This is a genomic window from Methylobacterium organophilum, assembly GCF_022179465.1.
GTDB lineage: Bacteria > Pseudomonadota > Alphaproteobacteria > Rhizobiales > Beijerinckiaceae > Methylobacterium > Methylobacterium organophilum.
The window spans coordinates 61,880-86,659 of sequence record NZ_BPQV01000017.1; the positions used below are offsets into that span (position 1 = coordinate 61,880).

The window sequence follows — 24,780 nt, forward strand, 5'->3', positions numbered from 1 at the left end:
GGTTTTCGCGCGTGGCGTCCGGGCTCTGGCCCCTCGCCGCGCGAGACAGGTCAGAACCTTATGGCGAACGTCGTCGTCGTGGGCGCCCAGTGGGGCGACGAGGGCAAGGGCAAGATCGTCGACTGGCTCTCCGAGAAGGCGGACATCGTGGTCCGCTTCCAGGGAGGCCACAATGCCGGCCACACGCTGGTCGTCGGCGAGGCCGTCTACAAGCTCTCCCTGCTCCCCTCCGGCGTGGTCCGGCCCAACACCCTGGGCGTCATCGGCAACGGTGTCGTGCTCGATCCCTACGCGCTTGTCGCGGAGATCGAGCGGCTCGCCGGCCAGGGCGTGAAGGTCGGCCGCGACAACCTGCGCGTCGCCGACAACGCGACCCTGATCCTGTCGCTGCACCGGGAGCTCGACGCCCTGCGCGAGGAGGGGGCGCCCGGCACCAAGATCGGCACGACCAAGCGCGGCATCGGGCCGGCCTACGAGGACAAGGTCGGCCGCCGGGCGATCCGGCTGATGGATCTGTCGGAGCTCGACGCCCTGGGGCCGAAGATCGAGCGGCTGCTCGCCCACCACAACGCCCTGCGCCGGGGCTTCGACCTGCCCGAGATCGCGCACCAGACGATCTACGACGAGCTCGCCGCCATCGCCGACAAGGTGCTGCCCTACCAGGACACCGTGTGGCGGCTGCTCGACGAAGCCCGCCGGGCTGGTCGCCGCATCCTGTTCGAGGGCGCGCAGGGCGCGCTCCTCGACGTCGATCACGGCACCTACCCCTTCGTCACCTCCTCCAACACCGTCGCCGGCCAGGCCGCGACGGGTTCGGGCCTCGGCCCGAGCGCGGTCGGCTATGTGCTCGGCATCGCCAAGGCCTACACCACCCGCGTCGGCGAGGGGCCGTTCCCGACCGAGCTGCACGACGAGATCGGTCAGCGCATCGGCGAGCGCGGCCACGAATTCGGCACCGTGACCGGGCGCAAGCGCCGCTGCGGCTGGTTCGATGCCTGCCTCGTGCGCCAGACCGTGCGCACCTCCGGCATCGACGGCATCGCCCTGACCAAGCTCGACGTGCTCGACGGCCTCGACGCGATCAATGTCTGCGTCGCCTACGAGATCGACGGCACGCGGCTCGACCACCTGCCGGCGAGCCAGGGCGCGCAGCAGCGCGCGGTGCCCGTCTACGAGACCATTCCCGGCTGGTCGGGCACCACGGCGGGCGCGCGCTCCTGGGCGGAGCTTCCGGCGGAAGCTGTGAAGTACGTCCGCCGGATCGAGGAACTGATCGGTGCCCCCGTCGCCCTGCTCTCGACTTCGCCGGAGCGGGACGACACGATCCTGATGCACAACCCCTTCGAGGATTGAGGCAGAGGCGGGCAGTCTGAGCCGCCCCGAAGGGATCGGATCGAGGCACGATGGCGGACTATTATCCGTTGCTGGCGCGGGCGCTCGACGCATTGCCCGACCGTTCGCCGGCCATGCGCAAGGCCGTCTACGATCGCGCCCGCGGCGCCCTGATCGCTCAGCTCCGCTCCCTCGACCCGCCGATCGCCGAAGCCGATATCGAGCTGGAGCGGAAGGCCCTCGACGCGGCGATCGGACGCCTGGAGACGGCTTACGGGGAGCCCGCACCGCCGGCCGAGGCGCCCGCAGCCGAACCCCCGGCTCCGCCGCCGGCGTCCCCCGCGGCTGCGGCCTCCTCGAAGCCCACATTCCTGCCCGATCCATCCCCGGCAGCGGAGGCTTCGAAGCCTGCGGCGGAAGAGGCTCCGAAGCCTGCGGCCCCGGCTCCGGAGCGGGCTTCGGAGCCCACGCTGCCGCCGGCCCCGCCGCCGGAGCTGATGCCGCCCGCCGCCGCCGCCGACGCGCTGCCCGAGGCCGGGCCGCCCGAACCCTTCGCCGCCTTCGTGCCGCCGCGCCCGCCGCGGCCAGAGCCGGCGCCGGCCGCAGCGGCCGAAGGGGAGGCCCCGGCCGAGCCCGCCAATGCCAATGGCCGGCGCCGGCCCAAGATCGACGTGGTGCCGCCGCGGACCGGCCGTGCGCAGATGCTGCGCAACGCCGTGGTCTTCGGCCTCCTCGCGATCGTGATCGGCGCGATCGGCGTCGCCGCCTATCTCCTGCGCGACAAGCCCTCGCCGGTGCAGGAAACGACGTCCTCGCGGGAGACCCCGGCCGAGCCCGCCGATTCCAAGTTCGCCGACCGCATCGGCGGCGAGCAGGCGCCGGCCCCCCGCAAGAGCCAAGCACCGGCCCGGGCGCCGGCCCAGACCGACATGACCGTGGCCCAGCGCGCCGTGCTCATCGAGGAGAACACCGCCGATCCGGAAGGACCGGCCAAGGTCACCCAAGGCCGTGTGGTCTGGCGCCTGGACACCGTGAGCGGCGAGCAGAGCCAGCCCCTCCAGACGGTGATCCGGGCGAACGTCGATTATCCGGATGCCGGTTTCGGCCTCACCATGACGATCCGAAAGAACACCGATGCGGCGCTGCCCGCCTCGCACACGGTCGAGATCGCCTTCACCACCTCCGGGACGGATGCCGCCAAGCATGCCGTCCAGAGCATCGGCCTGATCGCCCTCAAGGACGAGGAGAAGGGCCGCGGAACCACCGTGTCCGGCCTGCCGGTGCGGGTGCGCGACAACCTCTTCCTGATCGGCCTGTCCTCCCTCAAAAGTGATGTCGACCGCAACACGGACCTCCTGTTGCATCGCCCATGGTTCGACCTCGGGTTGCAATACGCCGGCGGCGGCCGTGCCATCCTGAGTTTCGAAAAGGGCAATACCGGCACTCAGGTGATCCAAAGCGCCTTCGAGCAGTGGAACGATTAAGCAAGCCGCATCGCTTGTCCGCGCGCCTCGGCGCACCCACGACAGAGGCCGCACAAAGCCATCAATGGTTGTAAAAAGGCTAGATTCCGCGCAGTATCAAAAACTTAACGTGGCATAGCGATGATCGCCCGAACCAAATCCTAAGGTCGGCCGGCATATCGCGATGTCTATCCTGAGAACGCTGAAGGTTCGTCTCCCCGCCACCACAATTGGATTGGCTCTGCTCAGCGCGGCAGCGATGGGCGGCTTCAGTTGGAACTCGGCCCGGAGCAGCCTGATCGACGCCGCCCGCGACCGGCTGCAGCTCGCTGCCACAGCCCAGCGCGACAGCATCGGGCTGATGGCGGATCGCCTGCAGGCAGACCTCCTCACCATCGCCGCCCATCCTCAAGTTGCCTCGAACGCCCCCGATCTGATCGACATCCTCGATCCGGCCAAAGGCGATATCACCGCGGTCATCGAAGCCTTTCAGGCTCCCCAAACGGTCGAAGCCCGCATCGCCTTCGACGGCTTGTCCACCAACACGATGTATGGGCGCCGGCACGCCAAGATCCAGGAGGTCGCCCGCAAGCTCGTCGCCGAGACCGGCTATGCCGACCTGATGATCCTCGATCAGAACGGCCGCATCGTCTACACGACGACGAAGGGAGTCGATTTCGGCAAGCCGGTGACCGACGAGAGCCTGCGCGCCACCGGCATCGCACGGCTCTACGACCGTCTGCGCATCGTCGACACGGACGCGGTCGTCTTCGAAGACTACGCCGCCTATCCCGTCGGCGAAGGGCCTTCCGCCTTCATCGGCCGTGCGTTGACCAAGCGCGCCAACGTCGCCATGGGCACCGCCCAGGCGGCCGAGCGGATCGGCTTCGTGGTGATGCGCGTGAACGCCGAGCTGTTCGACCGCACCCTGTCGAAGCGGGCCGGCCTCGGCGATACGGGCCAGGTCTTCGCCATCGGCACCGATGGACGCCTACGCAGCAATCCGCCGCTGGAGACCCAGGCCAAGGCGGGCGACCCGCCCACCTCCCTCGGCATCGACCCGAAGACTCTGGGCGATGGCGAGAACTTCGTCTTCACCTCGGCCGACGGCCCGCACATGGGCGCCACCTCGTCCGTGACCGTGCTCGGGGCACCCTGGACGGTCGTCGCCGAGCAGAGCGAGGCGGAGGCCATCGGCTCGGTGAAGGCCCTCTCGCAGACCCTCGCCCTGATCGCCCTCTGCGTGCTCGCCGTCACCGCTCTGCTCGGGCTCGGCCTCGCCCGTTCGATCGTGCGTCCGCTGGACGCCCTGACCCGCGCCCTCAAGGCGCTCGCCGCCCGCGAGCCCCTCACCGAGGTGCCCGGCAGCGCCCGCAGGGACGAGATCGGCGATATCGCCCGCGCCGTGGTCACGATCCGCGACATGTCGCTGGAGGAGGCGGCCGAGCAGCTCAAGACGACGGAAGCCGCGCGGCTGCGCGAGGAGCAGGCCCGGCGCGCCTTGCTGCGCGACCTCGCGGGCCAGTTCGAGAGCTCGGTCGGCGGCATCGTCACCCGGGTGTCGAGCGCGGTCGAGGAGCTTCACGGTTCTTCGGGCAGCATGAAGCGCGCCGTCGAGGGAACCTCGCAGCGCTCCAGCAGCGTCGCAGCCGCGGCGCACCAGACCGCCGCCAGCGTGAACGCCGTCGCCGCCGCGGCAGAGGAGCTCGGTGCCACCGTCGAGGAGATCGGCCGCCAGGTCGAGCAGGCCGCCAGCCTGTCCTCCGCCGCCGTGCAGGAGGCGATGCGCACCGAGGAGACCATGGCGGCGCTCGCCACCGCCGCCTCTCGCATCGGTGACGTGGTCAACCTGGTGTCGACCATCGCCGGCCAGACCAACCTGCTCGCCCTCAACGCCACCATCGAGGCGGCCCGGGCCGGGGAGGCCGGCCGCGGCTTCGCGGTGGTCGCCGCCGAGGTCAAGGAACTCGCCAGCCAGACCACGCGGGCGACCGAGGAGATCGGCCAGCAGGTCGCCTCGATCCAGGCGGCGACCAACGGCGCCTCGCAGGCGATCCAGGGCATCGCCGCGCGGATCCAGACCATGAATGCGGTGACAACGAACATCGCCTCCGCCGTCGAGGAGCAGGGCGTCACCACCCAGGAAATCGTGCGCAGCATGAGCCAAGCCTCGGCCGGCACCGGCGCCGTGACGAGCGACATCGCCGAGGTCGCCCGCGTCGCCGACGAGGCCGGCCTCGTCGCCGGCTCAGTGCTCAAGGCCTCAGACGATCTCGCGGCGCAGTCGGAGCACCTGCGGGCCGAGGTCGAGCGCTTCCTCGCCGACGTCCGCGCGGCCTGAGCGCGGCCCTCAAGCCTCCCATCGAAAACGAAGAAGGGCTGCGCGGCATCGCCTGCGCAGCCCTTCTTGCAGTCTGTGTCAGGCGGAGGGGAGGGCAGCCGCCCGGCCCGGGAACGGATCAGGCGGGCAGAGCGGCGCCGTTGCCCCGGGGAAGCTCGCGGGTGGCGAGGTTCTTCTTGACCGCTTCCTGCACCTTCTCGAAGGCACGGACCTCGATCTGGCGCACACGCTCGCGGGAGACGCCGAACTCGCCGGAGAGATCCTCCAGGGTGATCGGATCCTCGGCGAGGCGACGCGCCTCGAAGATGCGGCGCTCACGCGGGTTGAGCACACCGAGGGCGTCGCGCAGGGCCGAGAGCCGATTGCGGCCCTCCTCCTCGCCGGCGAGCACGCTCTCCTGGCTCGGCGTGTTGTCGACGAGCCAGTCCTGCCACTCGCCCTCGCCCTCCTCGCGCAGGGGCGCGTTGAGCGAGGAATCGCCCGACAGGCGGCGGTTCATCTCCACCACATCCTGTTCCGGCACCCCGAGGGATGTCGCGATCTGCTGGACCTGATCGGGGCGCAGGTCGCCCTCCTCGAAGGCAGAGATGCGGCCCTTGGCCTTGCGCAGGTTGAAGAACAGCTTCTTCTGGTTGGCGGTCGTGCCCATCTTCACGAGCGACCAGGAGCGCAGAATGTATTCCTGGATGGCGGCCTTGATCCACCACATCGCGTAGGTAGCGAGCCGGAAGCCCTTGTCGGGATCGAAGCGCTTGACCGCCTGCATCAGGCCGACATTGCCCTCGGACACGACCTCGCTGATCGGCAGGCCGTAGCCGCGATAGCCCATGGCGATCTTGGCCACGAGGCGCAGATGCGAGGTCACGAGCTTGTGGGCCGCCTCGCGGTCACCGGCATCGCGCCAGCTCTTGGCGAGGGTGAATTCCTCCGCAGGTTCCAGCATCGGGAACTTGCGGATCTCGTCGAGGTAGCGCGACAGGCCGCCTTCAGTGGCGAGCACGGGCAGAGCGCCAGCCATGTACACCTCCTTCAAGGCCCCCCGGACGGGCAGGCTCACGAGGACACGCCGCTCCTCTTGAAGCCGGCCGCCCTCGTTTCGAATTCTAACGGGGTTCGGTCCGCTCCGGTAGCGTCGGTCGCCCCTCGCGTCCTCAACAACGCGCGAACCGGGTGGCAGAGTTCTCTCGCATTCCTGGTCACCGAGTCGCGGTGCAAAAACGCACAAGATGCATCGTTGACCGTGACGACAGAGCGACACCGCACCCCGGTTGTCACGGTTCAGTCCGACAGGGCGGCGAGCAGGTGCGCCATATCCGCCGGCAGCGGGCTCTCGAAGCGCAGGGTTTCCCCCGTCCGGGGATGGGCGAAGCCGAGCAGGGTTGCATGCAGCGCCTGTCGCCCCAACGCCGTGAGGGCGTCGCGCGCCGCCAGGCCGAGCCGCGCGGCCTTGGTGCGGAAGGCGCTGCCGTAGAGATCATCCCCGAGGAGGGGATGGCCGAGATGGCTCAGATGCACCCGGATCTGATGGGTGCGCCCGGTCTCGAGCTGGCAGCGCACCAGAGCGACCTGGCTCTCGCCGTCCGGCTCCGCCTCGACCCTATAATGGGTGACGGCATGGCGGCCCTCACCCTCGCGGACCACGGCGATCTTCTCGAAGTTGCGCCGGGAACGGGCGAGATTGGTGCGGATGGTGCCGCTGCGCGGCTGCGGCACGCCCCAGACGAGGGCGAGATAGGCGCGCTCCAGCGGCCCGGTGCGGCCGTGATCGGCAAATTGCGCGGTGAGGCCCTGATGGGCGTGGTCGTTCTTGGCGACCACGAGCAGGCCGCTTGTGTCCTTGTCGAGCCGGTGCACGATGCCGGGCCGGCGCACCCCGCCGATGCCCGACAGGCTCGCGCCGCAATGGGCGATGAGCCCGTTGACGAGCGTGCCGCCCTCGTGACCGGGTGCGGGATGCACGACGAGCCCGGCCGGCTTGTCGATGACGATGAGGTCGTCGTCCTCGTGGACGACGACGAGGGCGAGCCGCTCCGGGGCAGGCTCCGCAGGCAGCGCCTCCGGGATAACGATGTCGAGATGCAGCCCCGGCGCGACCTTGGCGGCGGGATCGCGCAGGGCCTGCCCCCCCGCGCTCACCTGCCCGGCGCGCACCAGCGCCTGCAGGCGCGCCCGCGAGAATTCCGGCAGGGCCCGGGCCAGGGCCCGGTCGAGCCGCTCGCCCCCTGCCGGCATCTCCTCCCCGCCCAAGACGACCGCACGCCGCTGCGCTGCCGATTGATCCACCCGTTCCGTCCCGATGCCAGCAAAGAAGTTTCACGAAGATCCGAGAGGGGCCTTGCCCACCCGGAAACGCCTCGCTATACGACCCCTCGCCGGCCGGAAAGCTCCCATCGTCTAGCGGTCTAGGACGTCGCCCTCTCACGGCGAAAACAGGGGTTCGAGTCCCCTTGGGAGCGCCATTCCCGCACTGAAGTGCGGGTGATAAGCGCAGCCGAGCACCATCAGATTCGGCTACTCGTGTGTCGGACCTGTCTGTGACCTTCGCCACACCGATGGCGCAGATCACGCCCTCCCCCGCTCGGTCCTTGAGAGGCCAGAACCTCCATCTGCCGCAGCTTGCCGGCCATCTCTTGCGGCCTATGCCGCTTCGTTCCCGTCTGTCCGCCCTCGTCCTGGCTCGAAAGCCATACCTCAGGACGTCTCCCTTGATGAGGGCGGATCCCCGCCTCAGGACGGTCTGCGGCTTCCTCACACCCCTTGACCCTAGCCGGAGCGATCACGCCACACGGGGGCTTGCCAGCGGCTTCAAGGCTTGAGGGAACGGAGCCAAGGAGAAGCGAGCGGCCCCTTTTCGCTCAAGGTTCGTGACCAGCACCACGCCCTTGAAGCGCATCGGCCCAACATCTCAATCGGTGTTCGGGGCTGCCTCACGCGGCGGCACGATCGAAGCGCATGCTGTCGAGCAGGCTTCGTATCAGGTCATATCCCCGCATGATGTCATGCAATCCTGATGCGTGGTCGTATCCCGCTTGAGACACGCGCTCCCACAGTTCCTGATCCTCGTGCAGACGGCAGATCATTTCGGCGAATGCGGCCGGATCACTGGCCACGAGAATGTCCCGCCCGGGAACCAGATCCATGCCCTCGACCGCAACCGATGTCGCGACGCAGGGAACGCCATGAAGGAGGCTGGACACCACCTTCCCCTTGGCGCCCGCGCCATATCGCAACGGAGCCGTCGTCACGCGCAGCGTCCCGAGCGCCTCCTCCATGTCGTCGACGTATCCGACATACACGACGTTGCGATCATTCCTCTCCCTGAAAGACGACGGCAGATCCGCCCCCATGACGTACAATGTGAGGCGATCGTTGATCATCGTGACCAACGGCCAGATCTCCGTGAGCAGATACAGGAGGGCGTCCACGTTCGGCGTGTGGCGGTAGCCACCGATAAATCCGACCCCATTTCGCTCCCGAAAAGGCTTCCCGCGCCCGGTCACGTCGCGGAGCAGCGGGATCACGCGGATATTTGCGCCCCCAACATTGTTTTCGATGAGCCTTGCTTCGACCGAGGACACCACGATGGTCGCGTCACACATTCTGCTCAGATAATACTCCCGCTCACGCGTCCAGTAACTGCGGTTGAGCGACTCACGATCGCCGACGAGTCGAGCTTCCCGTTCCTCCCGTACGTGATGAAGATCGACCGTATTGAAAACAATCTTTGCTTTTTGAGAGTTTTTTCTTGCAAGCCTGTAATAATTACCCCCACAATGCACGCGAGAAAGAAAAAATATATCAAATTTTTGTCCATTTTTCTCAATAAAATTTTCGACTGAATTAAATTTATAATAATCGATACAATCGACTCCCATGGATTCGATGTGAACGCGATATGGGTTATGATTGAAAAATTCAGCGGCCGCGACAAAAGTTACCTTAAATCCCATATCGATAAAAATTCTGAGGAAGTTGAGCGCATCAAGAGATCCTGAATCGGCCTTCGGTCTGGGATGATAGCTGTCGATGTAGAGAATTTCTGCACAGCTCCTGCGAGCCCGGGTAGCTCTTGCCATCTCTGCGGTCGCGCAGAAATTCAAATCCGTAGAGGCATAATGCACCAGCGGGTTGATCCTGGCACCACGAAGCTCTGGATAATACTTCAGATAGGCATCCGTATCGAACAGTGGGTTCGGATCGACGGTGCCTTCGAAGGCATGGCGCAGGAAATGGGCTAGCGGATGAAGGCCGCCGCGCATCGTGTCCGGGTACTCGCGGGCATACCAGGCCGTATCAAAGAGTGGGTGAGGCCGGAGATCGCGCTCGACGCCGTGGCGGATGTAGTGAATCAGAGGGTTCTCGCCGGACGAGGCTACATCAGGATATCGATCGAGATACCAGCGTGCCGCGAAGAGCGGATTCGGCATACGCCCTTCTTTAGCCCCGTGATCGATGTAATGGGCGATCGGGTCTATCCCTGATTCTCTGACATCGGGGTACTCCGCAAGGTACCACGCGATATCAAACATACCCATGCTGTTTTTTATAATTTGATAATCTTCATAAAACTTAGTGTTTATTTTTGTCTGGTGCCTGCGGCGGTATCCATTCAATGCTCGCCCGGTCCGGGTGGCATACTCGACAAACATGCCACGTCCTTTTCCCATCGTTGAACCTTGTACAAGATGCTTTCGTGGAAGCCGCGATCGGGATCGAGACGTCGCTTGAGAATATCTGTCCTGTCCATCCGCCGACCGTGCCATGGGATCCGAAGAGGCGGACCGGAGGCCAGCAGCAGTGCGCATATCTACACGCGCCGAATCCTGGCTCAAGCCTGCCGGCGAGCCACGCATCCGCGAGCGGTATTGCCCGCGCTCAACCCATGCACCGCTCAGCTCACCGAACCGCCCGATACCACGCCGCCCCAGCACAGCGACATGTCGCGCGAGCCGGCGGATAAAACCTCCAGGCAACTTGTTTCAGCGAGCAGATGGGGCTGCAGGGAGAAAGTCCGGAGCGACTTGGCGCCCGGCAAACATCGGATCAATGGCTCGCTGACGCAAATGCACGAATGAAGTCTCATCCCCTTTGTATGAAATTTTACCACGACTCATACACAACTATAAGTAGTTATAAAAATAATTATACTATTATAAGGTGATTACACGCTGCCGGCGCAATGATGAGCCGGCTCTCTGCATTCGAGATTTGGCATCGCTGGGTTGATGCAGCCGAACTAGACTGGCATGAAGCGCAAAGTGACATAGCTCGGCGAGGTCGGAGGAGCGCTGAAGCTGATTGCGCGCAAGGCGCCCGCGCCGACGGGCCGTCTCTCGACACAAAGTCCTATCCCTTCGACAGGGTAGCGACGCAATCACGGCGGCGGTGGTTGAGAGTTTAAGCGTCTCGGGCTCAGAAATGATAGCTTTTACGATTTGCTCTGCCAATTTCATGAGCTATGCTTTAACACTCCACGAAACTTTATCAAAGCACGAGGCAGATCTCACGTTCTATGTTCTCCTTTGTGATAATAAAGGATCCGTCGACGTTGGTGCGTTCGATTTTGATATTATATATATAGAAGATTTAGGTGTTCCAAATTTCCAAAATATGAAGAATAATTACAGCATTACAGAACTCAATACATCTCTTAAGCCATTTATGTTTCTGTATTTGTTTGATCAGCATCCTGGAAAGCACGTCGCTTATTTTGACCCTGACATTATGGTTTTCTCGCCGCTGACCGAACTCCAAGAGCTAATGCACGCGGGCGCACCCTGCATCCTGACTCCGCATATCACCGAGCCTGCCGAGTTCGCCGATATGAATGACGGCATGTTCCTGATCTACGGCATCTACAACCTCGGGTTCTGCTGCTTTCACGACACGCCACATGTGCAGAGGGTCATGGCCTGGTGGTCGCGGCGGCTGGAAACCGAATGCATCATTGATCTTCCGCGTGGACGGTTCGTCGATCAGAAATGGGCTGACCTTCTGCCTGCAATGATCGGAAACACGGCGATTCTCCGTCACCCGGGCTACAACGCCGCATATTGGAACCTGAGCCAGAGACGCCTGACCAAATGCGGGACACAATGGCAGGTCAATCGGCTGCCCCTGAGGTTCTTTCACTTCAGCGGAAATCTAATCGAGGACGCCAACGTCTTTTCAAGACACAGCCACGAGTTCAACATTCATTCTTTTGGATTTGTTGGAGATTTATTAAAAGAATACAGAAAAATTATATTCAATAATGGTCATAATTTTTTCTCAAGTATTGACTACGGTTTCAACTGGTCTGGTTCCTCCGGAAGAAATGAGCACACTCTTTTGGAAATCTACTCGAACCGCCCAAAAAACGACGCTCCTCCTCACATCCCTCTCCGCAACCTCCGCGCCGATCGAGGACCTCCCCCTCGCGTGCGCGCCACCCGAGAGGCGGCGGAAGGCAGAGTGAAACAGGCGCTTCAGAGTTCCGACGCTCCGACCGGCTACTGCATCGTCTGCGAAGACAGGACGCGCTTCAGCACGATTGGCGGCAGCACCGGACTCGACTCTTCCGGAAGCAGCAGGCCGAGGCTCGTGTGTAGCGAATGCGGGTTTGACGCTCCGACCCGGCTCGGCATGCACGTGTGTAGGCAGCTATTGTCACAGAAACGCACCGCCATCTCTGTCCAGGCGGAGCACGGTCAGCTGATCGAGGACAAGCTGTCGACGCGCAGCGAGGGTAGCGCGGAACCGGCGGCGGGTTCGATCTGTCTCGTGGATATGTCCTCTGACGATAGTGAGCCGTCAAAACTAATCGACCTGGCCCGCCTGCACACCTCGCTGATCATCGTCGATCCCTCCGAGGAGGCGGAAAGACTCCTCGCCAGCTCAGATATTCCGTTCGGCCTATATGAGGGCTGGTCGGAGTCTTGCCTGTATATGCTTGGATGGACACGGCTCGCGATCGTGGGAGAGCCATCCTGACCGGGCCCCGGATCATCGCGCCGGACGCGTGGACACGCTCCAGGGGCTCTATCTGGATCTGGCCTGGTCGAGGCTACGCCCGATCGAACGACGGAGCGCAGCATCATCCCGCTGCACCTCTCTTAGACACTCCCGTAACCGACAGATTGCGCGAGATCCGAGCCAGGATCAAACGGCAGGCACGGAAAATAAGACTGAAGCCTTGCTTCCTCGCTCATCGGAATTATACGCGCTGGCCCACACCGCTGCAGGAACGATGCTGATGGATGGCCAGCAAACCAAAATGCAGCGTCACAACATGACGGATCTGTTGTTTTTTAGTCCCCTGCCTCCATCTCGCAACGGCATTGCGGATTATTCAGCCAGGGTTCTGGCAAAACTATCCTTGCGCTACAAGGTTACGGCATTTGCCGAATCGTTGTTCGCCGAGGTTCCGGACGGGGTTTCGCTGGTCGATGAGGCGCTCGCGTTCCAGCACGTGTCGCCGGGCGCGAGGATCGTGTATCAGCTCGGCAACAATCCCGGCCACGTCTTCGTGCTGCGCGCAGCTCTGCGCTATCCCGGCGTGGTCGTGCTGCACGATCCGCGTCTCCTGTACCTATATCAGGTCGCCGGCACTAAGACCCAGGATCTCTACGATTTGATGGTCGCCTCGAACCCTCGCGCAGCCCAATTTGCCCGCGACGCACGCTTGAACGGCCGCGGGCCGACCCGGATCGATCACGTGTTGTTCGATGCGCTGGCAGAGGTGCTGCGGGTCTCCCGCGCCATCGTGGTGCATTCCGAATATGCGCGCCAGTTGATCCGCCGCCATCACGGCGAGGCAGCGGCCGCGAAGGTGTCGGTCATCCCGCATTTCGCCTATCCCCCCGCGAAGCTGTCGCGAGAGGCCGCGCGGGCCGCCCTCAGTCTCAACCGGAACGCCTTCGTGGTGGTCACCGCGGGCTTCGTCCACCGCCGCAAGCGCTACGAATGGCTGATCGAGGCCCTGGACCAAGTAGTGCAGACGAACGCCCGGCCGGTGATCTGGATCCAGGCGGGCGAATTGCGGGAGGAGGAGGTGCCGATGTCCGCCCTCCTCGACCGTTTCCCGGCTGTGAAGGCGGTGTCGCGCGTTACGGGCTATCTCTCGGAGAGAGACCTCGACACCACCATCGCGGCAGCCGATGTCCTGGTGAACCTTCGCTTCCCCTCGGAGGGCGAGAGTTCAGGCTCGTTGGCCCGAGCGTTCGGGAACGGGACCTGCTGTCTCGTGTCGGATACGGCGGCGTTCAAGGAGATTCCGGCCGATGTCGCGGTCAAGATCCCGACGATCGGGGCGCCGAGGATAATCGCTGCGGCCCTGAGCACCCTGTCGGAGAAACCTGCCCTGCGCGATGCCTTCGAGCGGCAAGCCGCGCACTACGCGGTAACGGACCTGTCGATGGACCGCTATATCGCGCGCTTCTGCGAGGTCCTCGACGGCCTCGACGCGCCCGGTCTCGCCATGCCGGCCCCGCCCCCACGTCCCGCGCTGCACCTCGCTCTTGATCCGGCCGTTGCGCGCCCGCGCCTTGCCGAGGCGCTCGCGGCACATCCGGCCGGGATCGAGGTCGTGATCAGCCCAATTGATGCCGCGGTCGCTGCGCGCCCGCTCCTCGACACCCTTCTGCCCGATCGCGCAGAGGCCCGGCACGTCCGCGTCGCACCCGTTTCGTCCGAAACCCGCACCGGAGAAGCAACCTACGAGCTCCGGCTGCATCTCTGCCGCAAGGTCGGTCTGCACTATGCGCCGGCGGCCTGACGGACACGCCACGCTCCCTTTGCATCGAGGCTGATGTGGTTTCCCTGCGCAACATCCTGTCGATCAAGCGGGCATTCCGATCCGAGGAAGGCCGCAGCCTGCTGGAATCGGGCCTGTTCGATGCCGCGTGGTACCAGAGGCATTACGCCGATGTCAGAGCCGCTCGCCGAGACCTGATATCCCATTACCTTTTCTCAGGTGCCGCGGAAGGCCGCTGGCCCAACCCTTTGTTCGATCCCGTCTGGTACGCGGAGACATACCCAGAGGCCGTGAAGGACGGCACGTTGCCAATCCTCGCCTATCTGCGCGATGGGCTCGCCGCCGGCCAGCGGCCGAACCCGGTCTTCGACACGCGGTGGTACGTCGAGCGCTACCCCGATGTGCTCAGTTACGGCCAGCATCCCCTGATCCACTACCTGCGGCACGGCGTGCAGGATGGACGGGATCCGAGCCCCGACTTCAGCACCCTCTGGTACCTGGAACAGAATCCGGACGTCCGGGCAGCCGGTGAGCATCCCCTCGTCCATTACCTGCATTTCGGGATGCGTGAGGGGCGCCTCGCAGCGCCACTCCATATAGGCGACCGGACAACCGTCCATCTGATCGAGCCGATCATCCGCTTGGAGATGATGCAGCGGAGAGGCCAGGACGTCGCTCGGTATTCGGAAGACCTAGCCTTGCGCGCCCTCGCCAGCGCGGTATCGGCAGTGAGGCGCCTCGATCCAGAAGCTCGATTCGTCGACGCCACATATCCGGACCACATCCTTCCCAGCCTCGTGCCGGAAACGGCAGTGGCTGCGCCTCCCGCGCTGCTCGAACGGGAGGATCGAGCCCAGTTCTACGCCGAGTTCCGCCAGCAGGGCGGCAACAAGCCGATCTTTGTCGGCGGCCTGCCGCACAGGCCCGAATCCCACGAATGGGTCTATGTCGGCGGATGCGATGGGCTGCCCCGCCGCCTCGGGCCGTCCCTCGCGTTGCGCTCCTTCTTGGTGCGGGATGAGCCAGCCCGCATTACGGATGCTCTCGCGGCAGAGCCGGCCGGAGCCACACGGGTCGATCTCGGTCCTGTCGACGTAGACGGTCTGCAGGTCGCGGCCTTGGTCGGCTCGGGACGGCGGACCGCGCTCCTCCCACCCGCGGACGAAGCGCCCGTTCTCGAGCGCATCCTACTCCTGCCCCAGCACCTCATCTGCGCCTCCGGCACGGCGGAGATGTCCGGGGAACAATCCTGGATCTGGTGCGGGCCTGACCGAACCCTGCGTCTCGCGCTCGGGCGCCGACCTTTCACCCGGTCAACGCTCGGGATCGCTTTTCAGGCTATCGACGCAGGCATCGCCTCCCGTTGCCGTGATCTGCTGCACTTCCAATTCAACGGCCGGACAGTCCAGGCGGCGACGGCCATCGCGGGCCAAGACGGGGCGGCGCTCCTCACGCTTCCGCCGGTTCAGGAGGCCGAGCCACTGGTTCTGTCGATCGGCTGCCGCGAGGGCATCCGGCCCCCAGGTGACGGGCGCCTGCTCACGATACACATCAAGGCCGTGACCTTGACGCCCACCAGTGCACAGCCGGTACCCCAGGAGACCAACGCCTGATGAGCCGCACCGCGCCCCTCAGGGCCAGGCCCAGGATCCTGGTCGTCTCGCCCATGGCATCCCACCCTTTCAACCAAGGCAATTCGCTCCGGCTCCTGGCGTTCAACCGGGAATTGATGGCGCGCGGGGCACGCATCGACCTCGTGTATTACGGCATGGAAGGACTGACGCCAGACGCCGAGGCGGCGATGCGGGCGGCCTGGGACGACTTCATCCACGTACCGAGCCAGCCGCTTGGCCGGCAATCCTACCCGACCTTCTGGGGCATTGATGATTGGTGCTCTGACGCGCTCTGCGACGTCGTTGATCGGCTCGCCGCTGCGCGCCGCTACGACGCGATCGTCGTCAACTACACCTGGATGTCGCGGGTGCTGGAATTCTGCGACATCCCGGTCAAGATCATCGACACCCACGACATGTTCGCCGACCGGCGCGACAAGATGGTGGAGGCCGGCCTCGACCCGCGCTGGTTCTTCACCTCGGTGGCCGAGGAGCACAAAGCCTTCGCCCGGGCGGACATCGTGATCGGCATCCAGGATGCGGAGAGCACCTTGATCGCCGAGCGGTTCGAGGGCCGAGTCATGACCGTAGGACATCCCCTCGACCTCGGCTTCCTGCTCGCGGATTCCGACTCGGACCGGCCGCTGCCGTTCGGCTACTTCGCGAGCGGCAATCCCTGGAACAAACGCTCGGCCCTAGCCCTCGACGCCGCCCTGGCCACGCGGCCCCACCGGACTTGGGCCATTGCCGGGACGATTTGCGAGAGCCGGCTGCACTTGAAGACCACCCCGCTCAAACTCGGCCGTCTCGACCATCCGCGGGATTTCTACGATCACGTTGCCTGCGTGGTGAACCCGATGATCGGGGGCACCGGGCTCAAGATCAAGACCATCGAGGCGCTGTCATACGGCAGGCCCATCATTGGGACGACGGCGGCATTCGAGGGTCTGCGACCCGCCCACCCATTCCACTGCTTCGCGAGCCCAGAGGCCTTGGCGGATGGCATGCAAGACTACGCGGCAAGCGCCGCGCTTCAGGAAGAGGTGGCCGGGGCGAGCCGCAGTCTCGCCGTCGCCTATGCGAGCGAAGTCACCGGACAATTCGATACGTTGATCGGTTCCATCGAGGATCTCTCCCATGCTTGCCAGCGCCAGGGCCACAAAGAGCCCGTCTGAATCCATGCCGAGCGCCACAATCATCGACCGGTTTCCGTTCGAACACGGGCGCCTCATCCCGGGCCAGATCCTCCTCACGGCTCGGGAGACGGTCCGCGTCTCCGGCCCCGTGCTCGCACTCGTCGAGGGGATCGAGATTGGCCGTAGCCGACCGCTCGGCACCTGCTTGCTGGGCGAGGAGGTGGCAATCTCCATCAGGCGCTTTCCATTCGTCGCGCTGCCATGTGAGATCCGCTTCTCTGACGAGGAGAGCCGCGAGGTGGCCCCCCCGATTCCGATCAGATCCGCGGCCGAGGCGATACGGCTAGCGGGCCCTGGCGAGATCACGTGCGATGGGCTGCGGATCGAGAATGGAGTCGTGATCGGCACAGTCACCAATGCGCTCAACGGGCTCGCAGTGCCGGTGTTGGTTGCGAAGGTCAACGAAGTCGTTCGTCAGGTCCAGATCGGTCCTATGCACCTGCGCGACGAAGGCGGCAGCACTTGTCAGATTTCGCTTGCCCTCGAAGCCGGCGATCTGACCGAGACGGGCGCAAGCATCGGCATCCACACCCTGCCGAGCCTCGAGCCTATCGCCAGTCTCCACTTCGCTCGAACCGACCGAGACGCCCTGGCGGAGGCCGTGACGCAGTTGGAGGCGAAAGTCGCGCAGCTCGGCGCGAGAGCACGAATCGATGCCGTCAGCAACCGCCGCTTCTTGGAAGAGGCGATCGCGCATCAACAGATGCGCCTCAACGAAGTCATCGAATACTTCTCGGCCCTCGTCTATGACCGAGGCCTGCAGGCGCCGGACGATCCGAGCAGCGCCGCAGAGATCGACCAGACGGTCCAGGCCTTCTATGAGACCATCAGGCAGCCTCGGAGCGGCCGGATCGCTCCGTGCGCCAAGGATGTTCTGCGCCTCGATCCGGGACACGCATCCTATGGCGATGACTGGCACAGGCTGGAGACGACAGACGGTGTTGCCTCTCGATGGATGCCCAAATCCGCGACTTTGTTGAACCCGTTCGCGGACCGGCGTGCGACCGGCCTGCTCATCAGCGTGGTCTCCTACATCGGCGACACGCCACCCGACCTCTTCCTGATGCTCGACAACGAAGCGGCGCTGTCGGGCGAGCCGCTTGGGTTGGTCGACGGCCGCAGCCATACCATCCGCTTCACCCTTCCCGCTCCGCGTTATTTCGGTGTGGCTCGCCTGATTGCGAGCCGCGCCACTCGTCCTGTCGATATCGACAAGGCATCCTCCGATACTAGGACTCTATCGTTCAACATCTCGGGAGTGAGACTGCTGTTGGAGCCCGAGGAGGATGGGGTGAGGAACCTACCCAGCTAAGTGTGCGACAGATTGCGACGGCATCAGACGCGAAGAATAAATATCCATCCATACCTGTCCCGCGATACATCGCTTAAACTCAACAAAGTGTGCTTGATGACTGCGTCCACCAACAAATACCTCGGATGGCAATGAATTTCTATATCGATTGCACCAATTTCGCAGGCGCATCCGACATAACACATTCTTAAGCTAGGCCTATTTGCAAAATGATTTACGACACAAAACCCTACTCACTTGAAGGTGCGCCAGCATGACTTAATTTTACGGGGTCTATGCTATCTATAATACATTCTCGCGCACTTTGTTTGCATTTAGTTGGGATACCGCCATGCTAAAAGTTCAAAATTATACCTCCTGTGGAGAAGTTATGCCTTTTGGCATCAAGTCTCCACCATATAAGCGAACCATCCCTTTGATTTATGGCCCTCGCGCAGAGTGGATGAAAGATATTATCTCTCAAAAAATTGATGAAGAAGTAAAAGCGCCCGACTTTGATATTATAAAATTTAAAAATGCTACTATACATGGACCTGGAGTCGTAACATTGTCGGACAAAATATTGGTACAAGAAACATTACAAAACTGCGAGCACGACAAAACCCTTGGCAACATCCACCGCGTAGAGTCTGCAAATGGCTTTGAGTTGAATCACAACAATATTGTCAAAAGATTGGATGGCAATTTTATTCACATAAAAGTCCAATGGGACGGAAATTATGGCCACTGGCTAATAGAGTGCCTTCCGCGCCTAATTTTGCTTTCGAAGAGCATCTCTATACAGGGATTTAAGATTATTGTTTCCGGAAACGGTGGAAAAATCGATCAGGTTTATGTTGATAGCTTGGCAACAATTGGCATTGCCCCAGAAGATATATTCTTTAGTCAATACAATAATTACTATTTTGATGAAGTGATTTACCCGAGCCCGATTACTATTCAACCGTGGATAAAATCACCACTTTCCGTGGTTGCCTTGGATGAATTGTGCGCCTCCATCATTGCAGAATCAACAGAGAAGCCTATCGCATACTCAAGCAAAATTTTTATTGAACGCCCCAACACATCACGTCGCTCGTTATTAAATATCGAAATAATACAAGACATCGCTTCAAAAAATGGGTTTGCTATTGTAAATCCCAGTAAAATGAGCTTTCACCAACAAGTTCTTACGTTTGCAAATGCTGAAGCTGTCGTAGGAGTCTTGGGTGCAGAATGCACAAATATCGTATTTAGCAAGCCTGGCGTAAAGTTTTTCGGTCTTTCTCCTGAAAATATGCAGGACGATTTTTTTTGGGATCTGGTTTCTTTAAAAAAAGGCCAGTACATTTCACTTCATGGATTAAGTAACGACGAAAATAATGACATGAATTCTTCGTTTTCAATTGACGCTAATATATTTGAACAACTTTTAGAAAAATTTTTTAGGGCCGACCAAACATCTTAGTATTAATTAATTTTAATATTTACAGCTGATAAAATTGTTATTCATACAATCTGTCTTGACAAATATCAATTATTACTAAAAGCAATTTTATTTTTCACCCTCGATACGATTATCTGTGCTTAATAAAAATATTTCTGACATCAATAGTTTATAAGCACGTGAGAAATGCAATAAATCGCGGTTGCCGCGAAGACTAACTTCACCTACCGTTAGATAAATAATTATTTGTTAATATAAAAACCAGAGGCTATTTTTTGTTCCAGAAAACTGGAAACAGAGGGATCAGTGACCTGCCCACAGAAGCGGCGGCAAAACAAAAACCCAAGCAGGAATGATTGGTTGCTGATAGCGGGAAGTCTCCACCAATTCGCCAGTCACACCTCATGAGCCCCTTCCATCGTTTGCGGTCTTAGCAAGGCGGCGGCTGGCGAAGCGGAGGGGCCGGTCTGCCGAGGTGGCGCGCCGGGGGAGGGGATCGTTGACGACATCGGTGAGGAAGGGCGCGGCGGCTGCGGCGCGGGAGCGTTCCTCGGAAGCGAGGCCGTAGAGGGTCGTACGCTGGACCGGTACCCGGCCGCAGCGCCGGATCAGCGCCTCCATCGCGGCAGGCGTCATTTCCTGGCCATGCGCTGCGCCGGCGGAGCGGGAGATCGTCTCGTTCATCAGTGTGCCGCCGAGGTCGTTCACGCCGCTGCGGAGCGCCTGGGCGACGCCCTCCGCCCCGAGCTTGACCCAGGACGCCTGGATGTTGGGCACGAGCGGATGCAAGGCGAGGCGGGCGACAGCGTGCATCAGCAGCGTTTCCCGAAAGGTCGGTCCGCGCCGGGCCAAGCCCTTCAGGGCGATCGGCGCCTCCATATGCACGAAGGGCAGGGGTACGAATTCGGTGAAGCCGCCGGTGCGCCGCTGGAGGGCGCGGATCCTCAGGATATGGCGCGCCCAGTGCACCGGCCGCTCCACATGCCCGAACATGATCGTGGCCGTGCTGCGCAGGCCGGCCCCATGGGCCGCCTCCATCACGGCGAACCACTGCGCCGTGTCGATCTTGTCCGGGCAGAGCACGGCCCGGACCTCGTCATCGAGGATCTCGGCGGCCGTCCCCGGCAGGCTCGACAGGCCCGCCGCCTTCAGCCGAGCCAGGTATTCGGCAAGCGGCAGACCAAGGGTGGCCGCGCCCTGCCAGACCTCCAGCGGCGAGAAGGCGTGGACATGCAGGCCGGGCACCGCCGCCTTCACCGCACGGCAGATGTCGAGATAAGTCTCGCCCGTATAGTCGGGATGGATGCCCCCCTGCATGCAGACCTCGGTCGCGCCCCGGCTCCAGGCCTCGCGGGCGCGCCGCTCGATCTCGTCCAGGCTGAGGTCGTAGGGCTTGCCCCGCAGGTGCTCGGCGGTCTTGCCCTTGGAGAAGGCGCAGAAGCGGCAACTGAGCGTGCAGAGATTGGTGTAGTTGATGTTGCGGGTGACGACGTAGCTGACCGTGTCGCCGTTCGTGCTCGCCCGCAGCTCGTCCGCGGCGGTGCAGACCGCGCGGAAGGCCTCGCCGCGGGCGGCGAACAGGGCGAGAAGGTCGCTCTCCCCGAGCGTGTGCCCGGCTTGGGCGCGCCGCAGGATGCCACCGAGGGCCGAAGTCGCCACAGGCGCCGCCCGACCATCCCCGAGGAAGCCGGTGGGCGGGTTGCGGGCTTCGCCCGGCGACCAGTCGTCGTCCCGGACGAAGCCGTCCGCATCGATCGCGCGCAGGGCCGGTGTGCGGAAAAGCGGGGCGAGCCAGCGCTCCGGCTCCCGCAGATGGGACGGATAGACCGGCAGGCGCTGCACGAGGTGCTTGCCCGCCGCCGCGGTCGCCCGCGCCAGGATGTCGAGATGCGGCCAGGGCGCCTCGGGGTTCACGTGATCCGGCGTCACGGGCGAGACGCCGCCCCAATCGTTGACGCCGGCCGCGATCATCCGGGGCAGCGCACCCTTGGCGAGGTTCGGCGGCGCCTGGATGCTCATGCCTGCGCCGAAGACCAGCCGCGCCACGGCGATCGTCCAGAGATGGTCCTCGAAATCCGGTTCCGGCGCCCCGGCCATGGCCGTACCGGGCTTGGCACGGAAGTTCTGGACGATGATCTCCTGGAGATGGCCGTAGCGGTCGTGTAGGTCGCGTAGCGCCAGGAGCGCCTCGATCCGCTCGCGCCGCGTCTCACCGATGCCGATGAGCAGGCCGCTCGTGAAGGGGATGGCGCCCTCGCCGGCGAGCCGGATGGTCTCGAGCCGGGCGGCGGGGCGCTTGTCGGGGGAGCCGAAATGCGGGCCACCCCGCTGCGAAAGCCGCTCGCTCGCCGTCTCCAGCATGATGCCCATAGAGGCGCTGACGAGGCGCAGGCGTGCGAGGTCGTCCGCCTCCATCAGGCCCGGATTGAGATGAGGCATCAGCCCCGTCTCGCGAAAAACCCTTTCGGCGGCCTCGTACAGATAGTCCAGGGTGCGGGCGTGGCCGAGGACCGCCAAGCCCTCGCGGGCGGCGCGGTAGCGCAGCTCCGGCTTGTCGCCGAGGGTGAACAACGCCTCGGTGCAGCCGGCTTTCGCGCCCTGACGGGCGATGGCGAGAACATCCTCCAACGGCAGGAAGGCGGTACCGACCTTCGCCGGCGCGCGCGCGAAGGTGCAGTAGCGGCAGGTGTCGCGGCAGAGTTGGGTGAGGGGGATGAAGACCTTGCGCGAATAGGAGACCGTGTCGCCAAATCCCGCATCGCGCAGGGCCGCCGCCCGTGCCGTCAGAGCATCGAGGTCAAGGACCTCGGTCAGCGCCAGGGCCTCTTCGGCGGAAAGCCTCCCGAAGCCGGCCTCGTGGCCGAACGATGCGGTCATGGCAGGCCTCTCATGCAGGCAGGCGGGTCGGGGGCGGATCGGCGCGGGAGACGCCGGGCGGGGCTTCGGCGAAGCGCCAGATCGCGCCGGGGAGCGCCTTCAGCAAGGTGCGGCTACGGCTCGGCGGGCCGCCCTGCGCGAGGAAAGCGCTCAAGTCCCCCGGCCGGTCGATGTCGCGGACGAGCCGGGGCAGGTCGAGAACGCGGGGAGTGATCCCGCAGGCGCGCGCTGCCTGCAAATGATGGTGGAAGCTGTCAGGCCCATAGAGAAAGGGGATTGCCTGCACCGGCGAGCAGGCGAGCAGGTTCGTGCCCCTGTCTGCGGCAGCTGGCACGAGGCTGACCGCCGGGGCAGCCCCGTGCCGGACGACGACGTGATCGAGATCCTCCGGCATGACCTGGGGAAGGTCGGCGGCCAGCACCAGGATACCCGCGGCGCCATCCTCTGCGAGGATGCGAGCGCCCTCCGCCACAGCAACGCAGGTGCCGGCCTCGGCCCTGTCCGCGATGATCCGGGCGCCGGCCCGGCGCGCCTGCGCGGTGACCTCTGCATCCGCCGTGATCACCGCGACCCCGGCGAGAGTCGAGGCCCGGGTCGCAGCCTCGATCACGTCGAGGGCCATGGCACGGGCGAGCCGTGCCCGCTCGTCCGGATCGAGCAGGGGCGCCAGGCGCTGCTTGGCCTGCTCCAGGCGCTTCACGGGAATCAGGCACCAGGGGGCGGTCACAGCGGTCTCCGCGGCAGGGTCGCGGCGAGGTCGAGGGCGGCTCGGGCGAGATCCTCCCGGTCCGACAGGCTCGTCATCACCGTGTTGGTGACGAGGCTCGGCAGGCCGAGCCGGGGCGCTTCCGCCGCGTCGGCCGCATCGAGCACCATGCCGTCGAGGAGATCGCCGTAATGGGCGGCCACCGCCTGCGTGCTCACGGGCAGGCCGAGCTCGGCCATGATCTTGGCGGTCGGTCCTTTCACCGCCTTACCCGCGACCACCGGCGAGACCGCGACGACGGGCGCGGCCGCCCTCCGCAGGGCGGCCCGCAGGCCGGGGATCGCCAGGATGGGGTCGATGCTGAGATAGGGGTTCGACGGGCAGATCAGGATCGTGGCAAGATCCTCGTCCGCGAGCAGGCCCGGCAGGTCGGCGGGCATGCGTGCAGTCTGCGCGCCGGCAAAGGTCAGCCCGGTCAGGACCGGCGCGCAGCGGCGAGCCACGAAATAGGTCTGGAAGGGCAGGGGGCCTTCCTCGGTCTGCACGATCGTCCGGACGGGATCGTCGCTCGCCGGCATCAGCCGGGCGCGGATGCCGAGGCTCCGGGCGATCTCGGCGGTGACTTCGGAGAGGGTAGAGCCCTCCCGCAAGCGCTGCGTGCGATGGACATGGGTGGCGAGATCACGGTCGCCCAGCATGAACCAGGTCTCGCCCCCGAGCCGGCCGAGAGCTTCCAGGAAGCCCCAGCTCTCCCCCGCGAGGCCCCAGCCACGCTTCCGGTCGCTCAGGCCAGCCAAGGTGTAGGTCACGGTGTCGATGTCCGGACAGATCGTGAGACCGAGATGCTCGAAATCGTCGCCGGTGTTGACGAGAACGGTCAGCCGGTCCGGCTCCAGCACCCGGGTCAGGCCGAGAGCCAGCTTGGCGCCGCCGATGCCGCCGCACAGGGCGAGCACACGCTCCGGGCGCAGGGGCCGCTCCGCTCTGTCCGTCATCGGAAGAGATCCCCGGCCTTGTCGCGCAAGAGGGCCGCAGCGGGCATTGATGGGTGCTGCCAGGACAGGCCCTGCACCAGCACGGCGGGCACGCCCTCGGCGGCCTGCCCCATGAGCAGGGAGGCAGCCGCCGCGATCTCGTCGGCGAAGCCGATCTGAGTGACGCGGAGCGCGCGCCCGAACAGGTCCGGCGTGCCGATGCAATCGATCAGAGCCGGCAGCCCAGCGGCGCCGAGTGCCACGCCGACCGTGCCGTGCCGCCAAGCCCGGCCGAAGCTATCGGCCATCACGACGGCGAGGTCGTCCCTTCCATAGCGGGCGGAAAGCGCCTCCCGCGCCCGGGTGCACCAGCCATCCGGATCCTCCGGCAGCAGTAGCACCCGGTCCCCATCCTCCGGCGTGCCCACGTTCGACTGGTCGACACCGGCATTGGCCATGACGAAGCCGAGGCGATGGGCGACGATCAGGGCGCCCCTGCGGGTGGCGACGACCTCGTCGGATTCCGACAGGATCACCTCGACGAGGCGGGGATCCTTGTCGACCATGGCGGCGATGTCCCGCGCCCGCGCCGAGGGGACGACGTCGGCGAGATCGACGAAGCGTCCCTCCGCCTTCGAGACCACCTTCTGGGCGACCACCAGCACGGCCCGAGGCCCCGGCACGAGCCCCGCCCGATCGATGGCCGCGATCAGCAGGCCCATGAGGTCATCGCCGGGGCGCACGAGGGGCAGCCCCGGAAGCGGCGTTAGCGTAAGGGGCGTCTGGACTCTCATCCGGGGCGTCGT

At 64.0% G+C, this 24,780-nt stretch carries 16 protein-coding genes and 1 tRNA gene; 10 read left to right on the plus strand and 7 right to left on the minus strand.

Annotated elements, in window-relative coordinates:
- The first annotated feature begins 60 nt into the window (after positions 1-60).
- The 3 genes from MFF21_RS22605 to MFF21_RS22615 all read left to right on the plus strand — a co-directional run bounded on the left by MFF21_RS22605 (position 61) and on the right by MFF21_RS22615 (position 5,136).
- The gene (locus MFF21_RS22605) at positions 61-1,353 is read left to right on the plus strand and encodes an adenylosuccinate synthase (protein ID WP_238314622.1); all 1,293 of its coding nucleotides are present in this window, start codon (positions 61-63) and stop codon (positions 1,351-1,353) included.
- 50 nt (positions 1,354-1,403) lie between these two features.
- Positions 1,404-2,816: a histidine kinase gene (locus tag MFF21_RS22610; protein WP_238314624.1), complete on the plus strand. Its 1,413-nt coding sequence runs from the start codon at positions 1,404-1,406 to the stop codon at positions 2,814-2,816.
- Positions 2,817-2,979: 163 nt separating this feature from the next.
- Entirely contained in the window at positions 2,980-5,136 is a 2,157-nt protein-coding gene (locus MFF21_RS22615; RefSeq protein WP_238314626.1) for a methyl-accepting chemotaxis protein, read from the plus strand.
- 118 nt (positions 5,137-5,254) lie between these two features.
- Here MFF21_RS22615 and rpoH read toward each other — a convergent pair whose 3' ends face one another.
- Positions 5,255-6,154, minus strand: a complete 900-nt coding sequence (gene rpoH / locus MFF21_RS22620; protein ID WP_238314628.1) for an RNA polymerase sigma factor RpoH — start codon at positions 6,152-6,154, stop codon at positions 5,255-5,257.
- 260 nt (positions 6,155-6,414) lie between these two features.
- Positions 6,415-7,368, minus strand: a complete 954-nt coding sequence (locus tag MFF21_RS22625) for an RluA family pseudouridine synthase (protein ID WP_238314630.1) — start codon at positions 7,366-7,368, stop codon at positions 6,415-6,417.
- A gap of 151 nt (positions 7,369-7,519) precedes the next feature.
- Here MFF21_RS22625 and MFF21_RS22630 point away from each other — a divergent pair.
- A tRNA-Glu gene (locus MFF21_RS22630) sits at positions 7,520-7,595 on the plus strand.
- Between the two features lie 468 nt (positions 7,596-8,063).
- Here the strand turns inward: MFF21_RS22630 and MFF21_RS22635 are convergent.
- Positions 8,064-9,785, minus strand: a complete 1,722-nt coding sequence (locus tag MFF21_RS22635; RefSeq protein ID WP_238314632.1) for a glycosyltransferase — start codon at positions 9,783-9,785, stop codon at positions 8,064-8,066.
- An 802-nt stretch (positions 9,786-10,587) separates the two neighbouring features.
- Between MFF21_RS22635 and MFF21_RS22640 the strand changes: the two genes are divergently transcribed.
- From MFF21_RS22640 to MFF21_RS22665, 6 genes are all read left to right on the plus strand, one after another.
- Complete coding sequence (locus tag MFF21_RS22640) at positions 10,588-12,108, plus strand: hypothetical protein (protein ID WP_238314635.1); 1,521 nt, start codon at positions 10,588-10,590, stop codon at positions 12,106-12,108.
- Between the two features lie 262 nt (positions 12,109-12,370).
- Complete coding sequence (locus MFF21_RS22645; RefSeq protein ID WP_238314638.1) at positions 12,371-13,891, plus strand: glycosyltransferase family 4 protein; 1,521 nt, start codon at positions 12,371-12,373, stop codon at positions 13,889-13,891.
- Positions 13,892-13,926: 35 nt separating this feature from the next.
- Positions 13,927-15,483: a hypothetical protein gene (locus tag MFF21_RS22650; RefSeq protein WP_238314639.1), complete on the plus strand. Its 1,557-nt coding sequence runs from the start codon at positions 13,927-13,929 to the stop codon at positions 15,481-15,483.
- Positions 15,483-16,658: a glycosyltransferase gene (locus MFF21_RS22655; RefSeq protein ID WP_238314641.1), complete on the plus strand. Its 1,176-nt coding sequence runs from the start codon at positions 15,483-15,485 to the stop codon at positions 16,656-16,658. Before MFF21_RS22650 ends, MFF21_RS22655 begins: the two co-directional genes overlap by 1 nt.
- Positions 16,621-17,991, plus strand: coding sequence for a hypothetical protein (locus MFF21_RS22660; RefSeq protein ID WP_238314642.1), 1,371 nt, complete (start codon positions 16,621-16,623; stop codon positions 17,989-17,991). Before MFF21_RS22655 ends, MFF21_RS22660 begins: the two co-directional genes overlap by 38 nt.
- A gap of 331 nt (positions 17,992-18,322) precedes the next feature.
- Positions 18,323-19,438, plus strand: a complete 1,116-nt coding sequence (locus MFF21_RS22665) for a glycosyltransferase family 61 protein (RefSeq protein ID WP_238314644.1) — start codon at positions 18,323-18,325, stop codon at positions 19,436-19,438.
- Positions 19,439-19,819: 381 nt separating this feature from the next.
- Here MFF21_RS22665 and cofH read toward each other — a convergent pair whose 3' ends face one another.
- Genes cofH through cofE form a run of 4 tightly spaced genes read right to left on the minus strand, consistent with a single transcriptional unit; the run spans position 19,820 to position 24,768 of the window.
- Positions 19,820-22,294, minus strand: coding sequence for a 5-amino-6-(D-ribitylamino)uracil--L-tyrosine 4-hydroxyphenyl transferase CofH (gene cofH, locus MFF21_RS22670; protein WP_238314646.1), 2,475 nt, complete (start codon positions 22,292-22,294; stop codon positions 19,820-19,822).
- Between the two features lie 10 nt (positions 22,295-22,304).
- Complete coding sequence (gene cofC, locus MFF21_RS22675; RefSeq protein ID WP_238314648.1) at positions 22,305-23,021, minus strand: 2-phospho-L-lactate guanylyltransferase; 717 nt, start codon at positions 23,019-23,021, stop codon at positions 22,305-22,307.
- A complete protein-coding gene (cofD, locus tag MFF21_RS22680; protein ID WP_238314650.1) occupies positions 23,018-23,995 on the minus strand; it encodes a 2-phospho-L-lactate transferase in 978 nt (325 codons plus the stop codon). Before cofD ends, cofC begins: the two co-directional genes overlap by 4 nt.
- A complete protein-coding gene (gene cofE, locus MFF21_RS22685) occupies positions 23,992-24,768 on the minus strand; it encodes a coenzyme F420-0:L-glutamate ligase (RefSeq protein WP_238314652.1) in 777 nt (258 codons plus the stop codon). The genes cofD and cofE overlap by 4 nt, the downstream gene beginning before the upstream one ends.
- Between the last annotated feature and the right edge of the window lie 12 nt (positions 24,769-24,780).